This window comes from Streptomyces sp. NPDC058457, from assembly GCF_042720695.1.
Classification (GTDB): Bacteria; Actinomycetota; Actinomycetes; order Streptomycetales; family Streptomycetaceae; genus Streptomyces.
The window spans coordinates 21,738-34,056 of sequence record NZ_JBHXLU010000046.1 but is presented as its reverse complement, the minus strand read 5'-3'; the positions used below and the strand labels follow the sequence as shown (position 1 = coordinate 34,056).

The following is a 12,319-nucleotide window of genomic DNA, read 5'->3' as shown; positions in this document are numbered from 1 at the left end:
CGAAGGGGCACGGGCCGGCCGGCTCAGCCGGCCCTGTGTCCCGCGAAGGCGAGCACGGTCTTCCCGTGGGTTCGCCCGGCCTCGTGGCGCCGGTGGACCTCGACGAGGTCCGCCGCCGGGACGACGGCCGGAGGGGCGGAGGCCAGTGCTCCGGAGGCGAGCGCCGAGAGCGCCCTGGACAGGTGCTCGCCGATGGTGGCGGGGGAACGGCGGGCGACGTCACCGATGTTGTAGCCGGCGACGGTCCTGTTGTTCTTCCACAGATCCCGGACGTCCGCCGTCCAGTCCGCGTGACGTCCGAGGTCCCCGTAGGTGACCACCCGGCCGAAGGGAGCCAGTACCCGCAGGCCGGCCCGGCGTACCGGCCCGCCGACGGGGTCCAGCACCAGGTCCGCCCCGCGGCCCGCGGTGGCCTCCAGGACCGCCTCCTCGAACGCGTCCCGGACGAACAGGGCGTCGTAGCCCAGCTCTTCGGCCAGCTGTGTCTTGGTCACGGAGCCGACCGTGCCGAAGACCCGGGAGGCACCGAGGGTCCGTGCGATGCGCGCCGCGGCCGAACCGACTCCGCCGGCCGCCGCGTGGATCAGGACCGTCTCGCCCGGGTGCAGCCGCCCCGCGTCCGTCAGCACCCCGTAGGCCGTGGGATAGACGCACGGCACCCCGGCCGCGTGCGCGAGCGGGAGCCGGCCCACCGGCCGGACGAAGTCGGTGTCGGCCACGGCGAACTCCGCGTATCCGCCGAAGGCCGGAAGGTAGGCCGCGACCTGCTCGCCGACAGCCGGTCCCGTCGCCCCGTCGCCGAGCGCCGCGACCGTGCCGGAGACTTCCAGCCCCGGCACGTCGTAGCCGCCGGGGCCGCCGGGCTCGCCGAACTCGCCCCGCCGGTGCTGCACCTCGGCGAAGTTCACCCCGGCGTACGCGACCTCGATCAGCACCTGTCCCGGGCCCGGCCGCGGGGCCGGCACCTGGATCTCCTCCAGGACTTCCGGTCCGCCGTTCGACTTGAATCCGTATGCACGCACGTGGCGTCCTTCTCCGTTCGATCGACGCACAGGCCCGAGGCCACCTCGCGGGGGCGCGGAGGAGACCCGTCGCCCCGCCCCACAGGCTCCACAGGCGACCTGGCGACCTGGCGACCCTCCCGCGGCAACAGCACTCAGCGCCACGCCATTCCGCTCCGGGTCATCGCCGGGCGCGGCGTCGTACGGGCGTGTCGCGGTCGCGCTGCCGGTCGAGCACGTCGTCGGCCGGGCAGCGGCCGCGGCGGACGTAGCGGTCGGCGTGGGCCGCGACGGCGTCCGTGACCCTGGCGCTCGCGCCCAGCCGGGGCAGGGCGTCCAGCGCCGCGGCGAAACAGGTCACGGCGGCGCGCTTCAGTTGCGGGTCGGCCAGCCCGTGGCGGGCCGCGTCGGTCCACAGCGGATTGTGCGGTGCCGGGGCCCCGGCGGCTCGCTCCACCAGGGGCTCCACCGCCCGGTGCGCGATCGCGGCGGCGCCCGGGTCGTCGAACAGGGCCGTGATCACCGCCAGCGGCACGAGCCACCCGTCGTCGCCGGGCTGGGCGTCGATCATGCGCAGTTCCAGGTGGCCGCGCGGCCTGACGGGCGGAAACAGTGTGCTGATGTGATAGTCGAGGTCCGCGTGGGTGGGCGGGCGCATGGTGTGCGAGCGGGTCCAGTCGCGGAAGCTCACTCCGTCCGGCACCTCCCAGGGGCCGTCCCGCCGTACGCACATCACCGGTGCGTCCAGGACCCGCCGGACCCAGGCGCGGCGCGGGTCGTGGGCGAGGGAGGGTCCGCCGGCCCGTCCCGGATCGAGTTCCGCCCACATCAGTTGCCGCGTGGACAGCCAGCCCGTGGTGCGGCCCCCGGCCATGGGGGAGTTGGCGAACGCCGCGACCAGGACCGCTCCCAGGTGGTGTGCGAGCCACCAGCGGCGCGCGAATCCCATGACACCGGGTTCCTCCCGTCCGGCGTCGAGGCACACCTGGACGGAGGCCGACGTGCACATCAGGATCCGCCCTGCCGGACCCGTACGGTCGAGGCAGGCTTCCATGGCGTCGTAGCGCCGCTCCCGCAGGAACCGGCGAGGCGGTTGCCAGGGATCGACGCCCAGCCCGGCCAGTGCCAGGCCGTGTTCGCCGAGTGCGGTGCGCACGGCCGCCAGATCGGCGGAGACCTCCGAGACGCACTGGGCCAGCGACGGGGCCGGCCGGGAACTCAGCTCCACCTGACCGCCGGGCTCGACGCTCAGCCCGGACGTCAGCGGCAGGGTTCGCAGTGCGGCGTGGGCCGCTTCCAGGTCTTCGCGGCTCACGGAGTCGTGCGGCACACGCCTCCTGTGGACCAGCCACTCCACTTCGACCCCCACGCTGCGCGGTGGGCCCGTCTTGAAGCAGATTCCCTCCACCAGCGCCTCCGCCTCGTGCTCGGTGACAGCAGGACCATCAACACCGCACTCCGGTGAAACCGACATCCGCGGGCCTCCTGAGCCGCCTCAGGGCCGTCGGGGATCCGACGTCCGCTACGCGTACCGCCGTGCCTGCTGCCAGAGTCCGCCGTCCCGCCCTGTCATGACAAGGGCGCACTTTCCAGACGACTGGGCATTCGGCAACCCGCAACGGGCAACTCGGAAGGTCCCGGGCCACGCTCATCCCGCCGAACGCCTCTCGTCAGGGTTCTGCGGAGCCGACGAGATGGTCCGGTGTGGTGGTCAGCCGTGGGAAGTTCCTCCGGTGCACCGTCCGTGTCCTGCCGGGTGACCGGGGGACGGCGAGCGGCCGGTCGGCGCCGTTGCAGAAGCCGAGGCGGACCGGGAGACGGGCTGCGCGGCGGGGTCGGACGGTGTGGTGCGGGCAGGCGGCGGGGCCGAAGCGGGTGGCGCAGCCGGGGCGGGCGCCGAGCGTGTCGTCCGTGCCAGCCACAGCGCCACGCCGAGCGCGGCCAGGACGGCCGTGGCGGCGCCCACGGCCAGCCCCCGGCGCACGCCCGCGTGCTGGGAGACCCAGCCGATGACGGGGGCGCCGACCGGGCTGCCGCCCATGGAGATCACCGTGTAGACCGCCATCACCCGGCCCCGCATGGCGTCGCTCACCTCCGACTGGACGAAGGCGCTCACCGCCGTGTTCAACGTCATCAGTGTGAAGCCCATCGGCAGCAGCAGGGCGAGGAAGGCCGGGTAGGTGGGCATGACCGCCGCCAGTGCCTCGAAGCCGCCGAACAGCAGGGCGCCGGCGACGACCGTCCGTACCCGGGGCGAGACACCGCGCGTCGCGGCGATCGTCCCGGCGACGGTGCCGACGGCCAGTGCGGTGTTCATGAGGCCGAGTCCCCGGGAGCCGACGTCGAAGACGCGCCCGGCGAACAGGGTCAGCGTGGTCGGGAAGTTGACCGCGAAGGTGGCGACCAGGCCGAAGATGGTGAACACGCCGACGAGTTCGGGCCGGGCCGCCACATAGCGCAGCCCCTCGGCGCCCGCCCCTGTCCACGGCGGCCGGGAGACGGCGCGCGTCTCCCCCGCCCTCGGCCGGATCGACAGCAGCCCCGCGAGGACCACGGTGAAGGACACGGCGTTCAGGGCGAAGACCCACCCGGTTCCGATCGCCCCGATCAGCACACCGGCGATCGCCGGACCGATCAGGCGCGCGGCGTTCAGGGACAGGATGTTCAGGCCCGCCGCCTTCGGGATCAGAGCCCGGCCGACCAGTTCCGTGACGAAGGACAGGCGTGCCGGGTTCTCCACCGTGAACACGCAGCCCAACGCGAAGGACAGGACGTACAGCAGCCACAGCGCGGCATGGCCGGAGAACACGATGCCCGTCAGGAGCAGCGCCTGGACCGCGTACAGCGTCTGGGTCCACAGCAGCAGGGTCCGGCGGTCGTACCGGTCGGCGACGACCCCGCCCCACAGGCCGAACAGCAGCACGGGGGCGAACTGGAGCCCGGCGACCCAGCCGAGCGCGGTTCCGCTGTGGGTGAGCGTCAGGACGAACCAGTCCAGCGCGACACCCTGCATGGCGCTGCCGATGTTGGACACCAGGCCCGTGCTCCAGTAGATCCGGTAGTCACGGACCCGCAGCGCGGCGAACACCCCTGTCGAAGTAGTGCTGTTGACGTCCATGCCTCTCTTTCCGACCGGGCGGTACGGGGGGGCCGGGGGTACGCGGCGGCGCGTGGGCGCGGCGGTACGCGGGCTGGGAAAGGGCTGAAGGAAGCCGAAGAGAGCTGAAAGGAGCTGAAAGGAGCGAGTGGTCAGCGACAGGTCTGGTCGAACTGGTCGGCGCGGCGGCCCGCCCAGAACGGGTCGAGCAGCATGCTCCGTGCCTGACCTGCGGTCTCCATGGCCGGATCAAAGCACACGGCACAGGGTGCGTCCACCAGGCGTCCCGGCACGTGAGACGGCTCCCTGTTCTCAAAAGGGGCGCCAGGCTGGGGCATTGACGTACGACAAAACCGATCCGTACGATCGCCAACGGCATTGAGTGTCAGCGTCAAGCCCTGGCTCGCTGACCGGCAACCCTCCACGCGGTGGGGTGCTCCAGGTGAAAGCCCGGCGGGATCACCGACGACTCCCGCAAGCGCGCGGCCCCGTGACGGGGCCGGAGACGGGGAGGAGCGGCATGCGGCACAGCGATGACCCGGCTGTCTCCCCCACCGACGCCACGGCGTACTCCAGGCTCTCGCGCCGGCGCCACATCGATCTGAAGCGCTCGACCAGCAGCTTCTGTCGGGCCTGACGAGCCCGCCCGCCGCCGGCTGACCTCCGTCACCGGCGCAGGCCCCTTCGCGCCGTCCTTCCCCTCGGCACCACTTCTCGGTGCCGTCCGCCAGCCACCCCTCGTCTCTGCACAGCGCTTCCCCGGCCGGGGCAGATCCGGCCGGGGCCGCACGCCCCTGCGCGGCCGTGCCTCGCGCCCGTAGCCCGGCACCCCGTGCCTTGGTGACACGAGTAGGAGAACTCCCTCCGTGACAGCACTTCCGGATTTCAGACCCTCCCGATGGGCGCCCCTGGCCGCGCTCCTGACCACCAGCGTCCTGCTGACCGCGTGCGGTTCGGGCGACGACGCCTCCGGCGGCGGAAGCGGCCCGGCGAAGTCCGGCGGCACCCTGACCTTCGCGGTGGGCTCCGACGCCGGCTGCGTGGATCCGCAGCAGGTCGCCAGCAACGACACCATCTACTCGGTGCGCCAGATCGTGGACTCCCTGACCGACCAGGACCCCAGGACCGGCAAGATCGTGCCGTGGCTCGCCAAGAGCTGGGACATCAGCGCCGACGCGACGACGTTCACGTTCCACCTGCGGTCCGGCGTCACCTTCAGCGACGGCTCGAAGCTGACCGCGCAGGTGGTCAAGGACAACTTCGACGCGGTGCCGGAGCTCGGCGCCCTGGGCACCCTCGCCGAGGGCTATCTGAGCGGCGTCAAGAGCACCACCGTGGTCGACCCGCTCACCGTCAAGGTGGCCTTCAAGCAGCCCAACGCACAGTTCCTGCAGGCGACTTCGACCCACTCGCTGGGCATCGAGTCCTCGGCGAGCGTCAAGCGGAGCCCGCAGCAGAAGTGCAGCGACGGAGTGGTCGGGTCCGGGCCGTTCGTGCTCAAGCAGTACGTGCAGAACCAGTCGATCGCCCTGGACAAGCGGACCGGGTACGACTGGGGCTCCTCGCTCTGGTCGAAGAAGGGCGAGGCCTACCTGGACAAGCTGGTGTTCAAGGTGGTGCCCGAGGCGGGGGTGCGGGCCGGCAGTCTCCAGTCCGGGCAGGTGGACGCCATCAGCAGCGTCGGCAAGGCGAACGAGGCGGCGCTCAAGGGCGGCCAGGTCACCCTCCAGAGCCGGGCCAACCCCGGTGTGGTGTTCGGCCTGGGGCTCAACAACTCGCGGCCCCTGCTGAAGGACGCGAAGGTACGCCAGGCGATCCTGGCCGCCGTCGACCGGAAGCAGATCGCCGACACCGTCTTCCCGACCGGCACCCAGCCGGCGACCAGCGTCCTGGCGCACACCACCCCCGACTACACCGACCTCTCCACGGACCTCGCCTTCGACGCGGCCAAGGCCAAGTCCCTGCTGGACGAGGCGGGTTGGAAGGACGGCAGTGACGGCGTCCGCGCCAAGGACGGCAAGAAGCTGAGCCTGACCATCAGCTGGTTCCCCAACGCGGCCACCAACCAGCCCGCCCTGGAGCTGGTCCAGCAGCAGCTGAAGGCCGTCGGGATCGACGTGGTGCTCAAGCAGCTCCCGGTCACCCAGTTCGCCACCACCCTCCAGTCCGGCGACTTCGACGTGGTGTGGGCGAACACGACCCGCGCCGACCCGGACATCCTGCGCAGCTCCTTCTCCACCCAGTTGGCCAACTTCTACCACCTGCCCGCCAGTTCGCTGGACACGGCGCTGTCCGCGCAGGCCGCGACCACGGACACCGCGAAGCGCAGGCAGTTGGTCACCGAGGCGCAGCAGCTGATCGTGCGGAACGCGTACAACGTGCCGGTGGTGGAGCTCCAGACCCAGCTGGGTGTCTCGAACAAGGTGCACGACCTCACGTTCGACTCCGGCAGCCGCATCCAGCTGCACGACACCTGGATCGGCTAGCGGATGCGCCGCTATGTGATCAAACGGCTGGCACAGGCGGTCGGGGTGCTGTGGGCGGCGTACACGGTGTCGTTCCTGGTGCTGGACTTCCTGCCCGGTGACCCGGTCTCCGCGATGGCCGGTGCCGGGTTGGACACGGGGCAGGTCGATCCGGCCCAACTCGCAAAGCTGCGGCACGAGTACGGCTTCGACAAGCCGGTGCTGGTGCAGTACGCCGAGTATCTGGGCCGGGCGGTGCGCGGGGACTTCGGCGACGCGGTCTCCACCGGCCGCCCGGTGACCTCCACCCTGGCCGACGCGCTGCCGCAGACCCTCCAGCTGACCGGTGCCGCGCTGCTCCTTGCCGTGGTCCTCGGTGGCGGGCTCGCGGTGGTGGCGACGTACACCTCTCGGCGGTGGTTGCGGCAACTGCTGCTGTCGCTGCCCCCGTTGGGGGTGTCGGTCCCGACGTTCTGGGTGGGGCTGCTGCTCGTCGAGGCGTTCTCGTTCAAGCTGCACTGGTTCCCTGCGTTCGGCAACGACGGACTGCGCGGGCTGGTGCTGCCGGCCCTCACGCTGGCGATACCGACCGGCGCGCAGGTCGCCCAGGTGCTGGCCAAGAGCCTGCTGACCGCGCTGGACCAGGCCTATGCGGAGACCGCGCGGGCCAAGGGCGCCGGCCGGTGGCGGGTGCATCTGCGGCATGCGCTGCGCAACGCCTCGCTGCCGGCGCTGACGGTCGTGGGGCTGCTGGTCGGGCAGCTGATCGCCGGTTCGGTGGTCGTGGAGACGGTGTTCTCCCGAGACGGTCTGGGCCGGGTGACCGCGGCGGCGGTCACCGTGCAGGACATCCCTCTGGTCCAGGGGGTGGTGGTGTTCGGCGCGCTGATCTTCGTGGTGACGAACCTGCTCGTCGACCTCGTCTATCCGCTGCTGGACCCGCGGATCGTGGTGGCCTCGGAGAGAAAGGCGGGCTTCGCGTGAGTCAGAGCCTTGTCGACGACCAGTCCGAGGCGGCCCTGGGCGTCGCCCGGCCGGTCGGGAACGGGTCCCCGGCGGATCCCGTCCCGCCCGCCGGGATCCGCCGGGTGCTCCGCTTCCTGCTGCGCCGTCCCGGTCTGCTGCTGTCCGCCGTCGTCATCGTGCTGGTGGTGCTGGCCGCCTTCTGGCCGGATCTGTTCACCTCGCAGGACCCGCTGAAGGGGGTGCCGTCCGACAACTTCCGCGGTCCGAGCGGCAGTCACTGGTTCGGCACGGACGAACTCGGCCGCGACGTCTTCTCCCGCGTGGTCCACGGCGCCCAGCTCTCCCTCAAGGCCACGCTGATCGCGGTCCTGGTCGCGTTCGTGGTCGGTGGTCTGCTCGGCGTGGTCGCCGGGTTCGTGGGCCGCTGGGTGGACGACGTGCTGATGCGCTTCGTCGACGTCCTGCTCTCCATCCCCGCGCTGTTCCTGTCGCTGGCCCTGGTCACCGCGCTCGGGTACGGGACGGTGAAGGTGGCCGTCGCGGTCGGCATCGCCAGCGTCGCCTCGTTCGCCCGGGTGGCCCGGGCCGAGGTGCTGCGGGTGCGGCAGGCGGTGTTCGTCGAGGCGTCCCGCTCCTGCGGGGCCCGCTGGTACTCGGTGCTCGGCCGGCACGTCCTGCCCAATGCCGCCGGACCGGTGATCGTCCTCGCCACCCTGGACTTCGGCTCCTCGATCCTGGCCGTGTCGGCGCTGAGCTTTCTCGGCTACGGCGCGCCGCCGCCCGCCCCGGAGTGGGGGACGTTGATCTCCGACGGCCGCAACTACCTGGCCAACGCCTGGTGGCTGACCGCGCTGCCCGGGCTGGCGATCGCCGCGACCGTACTGGCCGCCAACCGCGTCGCGCGGGCGCTGGACGGCGAATGGGCGCGGCAGCGATGACCCACCACGTCCACGACGTCCACGACGTCCACGACGTCCACGACGTCCACGACGTCCACGACGTCCACGAGAACGGTGACACACGCGAGAACGGTGAGAACGTGACCACACCACTCCTGGAGATCCGCGGCCTGTCCGTGTCGTACCGCACCCGAGGTGGCACCGTGTCGGCCGTACGGGGCGTGGACCTCGACGTATGGCCCGGCCAGGTGACGGCCGTGGTCGGCGAGTCCGGCTCCGGCAAGAGCACCACCGCACACGCCGTCACCCGGCTGCTGGCGGCGAACGGCACCATCGACGCGGGCACGGTCCGTTTCGGCCGGCACGATCTGTCCACCCTTTCCGAGGCGGAGCTGCGTACCGTGCGCGGCGCGCGGATCGGGCTGGTCCCGCAGGATCCGACGGTCTCGCTCAACCCGGTCAAGCGGATCGGCGAACAGGTCGCCGAGGTGCTGCGCATCCACGGCCTGGCGACCCGCCGGGCGGCGGCGGCCGAGGCGGTCGCCGTCCTCGACCGGGCCGGGCTGCCCGACGCGGCCGTCCGGGCCCGGCAGTACCCGCACGAGCTGTCCGGCGGCATGCGGCAGCGGGCCCTGATCGCCGTCGCGATCGCCGCGAAGCCCGAGCTGATCATCGCCGACGAGCCGACCAGCGCGCTCGACGTCACCGTCCAGCGGGTGATCCTCGACCATCTCCAGCAGCTCACCGAGGAGTCGGGCACCGCGATCCTGCTCGTCACCCACGACCTCGGGGTGGCCGCCGACCGGGCCCAGCGGCTGGTGGTCATGTCACAGGGCAAGGTGGTCGAGGCCGGCGAGACCCGTGCCGTCCTGGCCGACCCCCGGCACGAGTACACCAGGCGGCTGCTGGCCAGCGCCCCGAGCCTGACCAGGGCCCGCCCCCGTACCCCGGTCCCGGCCGCCCGGGTCTCCGCCGCCCCGGCCGATACGGCGCCTCCCCTGGTCGAGGCACGCAACCTGGTCAAGGAGTTCAGGCTGCCGCGCGCCGGCGGCGAGGCCCGGACGCTGCGCGCGGTCGACGACGTCAGCCTCACCGTGCGGCGCGGCCGGACCCTCGCCCTCGTCGGGGAGTCCGGCTCGGGCAAGTCCACCACCGCCCGCCTGGTGCTGCGGCTGGCCGAGGCGACCTCCGGACAGGTGCTGTTCGACGGCACCGACGTCACCACCGCCAAGGGCGCCGAGGTCAGACAGCTGCGCCGACGCGCCCAGCTCGTCTACCAGAACCCGTACGCCTCGCTCGACCCGCGCCTCTCCATCGGCGAGGTGATCACCGAGCCGCTGCGGGCGTTCAAGGTCGGCGACCGCGCCTCCCGGCTGGACCGCGCCCGCGAACTCCTCGACCGGGTGGCCCTGCCCGCAGCGACCCTGGAACGCCGCCCCGCGGAACTGTCCGGCGGACAGCGCCAGCGCGTGGCCATCGCGCGTGCTCTCGCCCTCTCCCCCGACCTCGTGGTGTGCGACGAACCCGTCTCCGCGCTCGACGTGTCCGTGCAGGCCCAAGTCCTCGACCTGCTCGCCGAGTTGCAGGCGGACACCGGCGTGGCGTACCTGTTCATCTCCCACGACCTGGCCGTCGTACGGCAGATCGCGCACCAGGTCGCCGTCATGAAAGCCGGACGGATCGTCGAGTCGGGCCCGCCCGAGGAGCTGTTCTCCGAGCCCCGCCACGCGTACACCCGCGAGCTGCTGGCGGCGATCCCGGGCGGGCGTGTCCCCTCTCCCGCCACGGCAACCACAACCGGTCAAGGACCAGCATGAGCACTCCCGCCATCACCTCTCTGGCCTTTCTCACGCCCGGCAACTTCGCGGACGACGACCCCTATCCGGGCCTGGAGGAGACCCTCCGGCTGTTCGAGTACGGCGAGCGGCTCGGCTACGACGGTGCCTGGATCCGGCAGCGCCATCTCGAACACGGCGTCGGCTCGGCGGCCGTGTTCCTCGCGGCGGCCGGGCAGCGGACCGAGCGGATCGAGCTCGGTACCGCGGTCATCCCGATCGGCTACGAGAGCCCGTTCCGGCTCGCCGAGGACCTGGCGCTGGCCGACGTGCTGTCCCGGGGTCGGCTCCAGATCGGTTTCAGCACCGGCATGCCACACGCCGACCTGCTCGGCGACCTCGTGTACGACGGCGACTGGCGCGGCTTCGACCTGTCGTACGGCAGGATCGCCCGGGTGGTGGAGAACCTGCGCGGCGACTACCTCGGCGGCCCGGACACGGTCATCCACTCGCCGGGCAACGTCCAGCGCCCTCGTCTGCAACCGCACGACCCGGGCCTTGCACACCGTATCTGGTACGGCGGCGGAAGCCTGCGCTCGGTCCGCTGGGCCGCCGGTCAGGGCCTCGGTCTGCTGTCCGGGAACATCGTCACCGGCGAGGGCACCGACGACTTCACCACGGCCCAGCTGAACCTGCTGTCGGAGTACCGGCGTGCGCTGCCGGACGGCCGTAGGCCGCGCGTGGCCCTGGGCCGGGTGATCGTGCCCCTCGACAGCGCCGACGCGGCCACCCGCGCCCGCTACCGGGCGTACGCGGCGAGCCGCCACGAGCGCACCCTCGCGCCCCAGGGCCCGAAGCACATCCTGTTCGCGCCGGACGTCGTCGGGACCGCCGAGCAGATCCTGGAACAGCTGACGGCCGATCCGGTGCTCGCCGAAGTGGCCGAGCTGCGCCTGGAGTTGCCGTACGAGTTCCATCGGGAGGAGTACGAACAGATCCTGTACGACGTACGGCACCTCGTCGCACCCGAGCTGGGCTGGCGCCGCGACGGTGCCGGGGCCGGAGCGGGGCGGGCCCCGGGTGTCACGCCCTGTCTGCCGGAAGGGCGTACAAGCCGGGCAGGTTGACCACGATGGCCTCCTGGGTGCTGCGGGCGATGACGACCACGGCCTCCTCGGCGGGGTCCGGGTTCTCCTCGCGGTGCGGCACGAACGGGGGGACGAAGACGTAGTCGCCGGGCGAGGTGCGCAGCCGTACCTCCGCCGGCCGTTCGCCCGTGCCGTCCAGGAAGACGAACTCGGGGTGTCCGCTCACCACGTAGATCGCGGTCTCGGACTCGCCGTGGTGGTGGTCGGAGCTGGCGGTCGCGGGGGCCACATGCGTCTGGCCCATCCAGAGCTTCTCGGAGCCGACGCTCCGTCCGCTGACGGCGGCGAACCGCCGCATGCCGCCGGACTGTGCGGTGTCGCCGTCCAGCGCGTCGGCGCGGATGTGGTGCAGCCGACTGCGCAGGGGCGTCGCCGCGTGGTCCCGGGTGTCGTGGAGATGGGGGTGGAAGCCTTCACCGGGGGTCGTCAGCGCCTCGCTCATGGCGGGGACGCTAGGACCGCCCCAGAATCGATGTCAAGAGGTGTCTTCTGCGGTTCACCTGCGGCAATGTTCCCGCAACGAGCGGGCCCGCGGCTCGAATCCGACGCTCCGTCAGGTCGCCCGGCCGGCCGAGGAGTTCCGCCGCCCGGCGTTCGTCGGGGCGCCGGCTCGCCTTCCGCACCGAGGACGACCTCGGCCCACGCCCTGCGGTGAACCCGGCCCGGGTGCCGCGTAGACCGAACCCTGATCGAAACGAGGAACATGTCCGGACTGTGGAATCACAGCCACGCGGCCAGGCGCGACGGGGAACGGCACGCGGGTGGGTCGGTGCGGGGCGGGGCGAGCCGTGGCCTGGATCGGAAGCGGCCCGGAGCGCCCCGGAAGGTGCGGCACGGATCCGCAGGTCACAGCCTGTGCGTCGGAAGAGCGGCACCCGGTCGGGGCGTGCCGCAGAGGACCGTGCGCCGTCCTGCGCACAGTCCGCGCGGTCCGCGGACAGGTCGCCTCATCAACCGATCGGCGCACG

9 protein-coding genes and 1 riboswitch are annotated in these 12,319 nt (G+C 72.2%); of the genes, 5 read left to right on the top strand and 4 right to left on the bottom strand.

Features of this window, described 5'->3' with window-relative positions:
• Nucleotides 1–23 precede the first annotated feature (23 nt).
• The 3 genes from ACFWPS_RS30445 to ACFWPS_RS30435 all read right to left on the bottom strand — a co-directional run bounded on the left by ACFWPS_RS30445 (nt 24) and on the right by ACFWPS_RS30435 (nt 4,119).
• Nucleotides 24–1,022 (bottom strand): zinc-binding alcohol dehydrogenase family protein, encoded by a 999-nt coding sequence (locus ACFWPS_RS30445; RefSeq protein ID WP_383710545.1) that lies wholly within the window; start codon nt 1,020–1,022, stop codon nt 24–26.
• Nucleotides 1,023–1,182: 160 nt separating this feature from the next.
• Entirely contained in the window at nt 1,183–2,475 is a 1,293-nt protein-coding gene (gene egtA / locus ACFWPS_RS30440; protein WP_383710542.1) for an ergothioneine biosynthesis glutamate--cysteine ligase EgtA, read from the bottom strand.
• A gap of 237 nt (nt 2,476–2,712) precedes the next feature.
• Complete coding sequence (locus tag ACFWPS_RS30435) at nt 2,713–4,119, bottom strand: MFS transporter (RefSeq protein ID WP_383710540.1); 1,407 nt, start codon at nt 4,117–4,119, stop codon at nt 2,713–2,715.
• Nucleotides 4,120–4,472: 353 nt separating this feature from the next.
• A riboswitch (SAM riboswitch) is annotated at nt 4,473–4,585 on the top strand.
• Nucleotides 4,586–4,964: 379 nt separating this feature from the next.
• On the opposite strand from ACFWPS_RS30435, the gene ACFWPS_RS30430 reads away from it, so the two are divergent.
• Genes ACFWPS_RS30430 through ACFWPS_RS30410 form a run of 5 tightly spaced genes read left to right on the top strand, consistent with a single transcriptional unit; the run spans nt 4,965 to nt 11,330 of the window.
• On the top strand, nt 4,965–6,584 hold the full coding sequence (locus ACFWPS_RS30430) for an ABC transporter substrate-binding protein (protein ID WP_383710538.1): 1,620 nt from the start codon (nt 4,965–4,967) through the stop codon (nt 6,582–6,584).
• A gap of 3 nt (nt 6,585–6,587) precedes the next feature.
• Nucleotides 6,588–7,547 (top strand): ABC transporter permease, encoded by a 960-nt coding sequence (locus tag ACFWPS_RS30425; RefSeq protein WP_383710536.1) that lies wholly within the window; start codon nt 6,588–6,590, stop codon nt 7,545–7,547.
• Complete coding sequence (locus ACFWPS_RS30420; protein ID WP_383710533.1) at nt 7,544–8,467, top strand: ABC transporter permease; 924 nt, start codon at nt 7,544–7,546, stop codon at nt 8,465–8,467. Before ACFWPS_RS30425 ends, ACFWPS_RS30420 begins: the two co-directional genes overlap by 4 nt.
• Nucleotides 8,464–10,245 carry a dipeptide ABC transporter ATP-binding protein gene (locus ACFWPS_RS30415; protein ID WP_383710530.1) on the top strand — a complete coding sequence of 594 codons (1,782 nt, stop codon included), beginning with the start codon at nt 8,464–8,466 and terminating at the stop codon, nt 10,243–10,245. Before ACFWPS_RS30420 ends, ACFWPS_RS30415 begins: the two co-directional genes overlap by 4 nt.
• A complete protein-coding gene (locus ACFWPS_RS30410) occupies nt 10,242–11,330 on the top strand; it encodes an LLM class flavin-dependent oxidoreductase (RefSeq protein ID WP_383710528.1) in 1,089 nt (362 codons plus the stop codon). The genes ACFWPS_RS30415 and ACFWPS_RS30410 overlap by 4 nt, the downstream gene beginning before the upstream one ends.
• Here the strand turns inward: ACFWPS_RS30410 and ACFWPS_RS30405 are convergent.
• Entirely contained in the window at nt 11,287–11,793 is a 507-nt protein-coding gene (locus ACFWPS_RS30405) for a cupin domain-containing protein (protein ID WP_383710525.1), read from the bottom strand. The genes ACFWPS_RS30410 and ACFWPS_RS30405 overlap by 44 nt on opposite strands.
• Nucleotides 11,794–12,319: the final 526 nt, after the last annotated feature.

Coding starts and splice junctions, on each gene's coding strand:
- ACFWPS_RS30435 (WP_383710540.1), bottom strand. CDS start 4,119: ATGGACGTCAACAGCACTACTTCGACAGGGGTGTTCGCCGCGCTGCGG.
- ACFWPS_RS30405 (WP_383710525.1), bottom strand. CDS start 11,793: ATGAGCGAGGCGCTGACGACCCCCGGTGAAGGCTTCCACCCCCATCTC.
- ACFWPS_RS30410 (WP_383710528.1), top strand. CDS start 10,242: ATGAGCACTCCCGCCATCACCTCTCTGGCCTTTCTCACGCCCGGCAAC.
- ACFWPS_RS30415 (WP_383710530.1), top strand. CDS start 8,464: ATGACCCACCACGTCCACGACGTCCACGACGTCCACGACGTCCACGAC.
- egtA (WP_383710542.1), bottom strand. CDS start 2,475: ATGTCGGTTTCACCGGAGTGCGGTGTTGATGGTCCTGCTGTCACCGAG.
- ACFWPS_RS30425 (WP_383710536.1), top strand. CDS start 6,588: ATGCGCCGCTATGTGATCAAACGGCTGGCACAGGCGGTCGGGGTGCTG.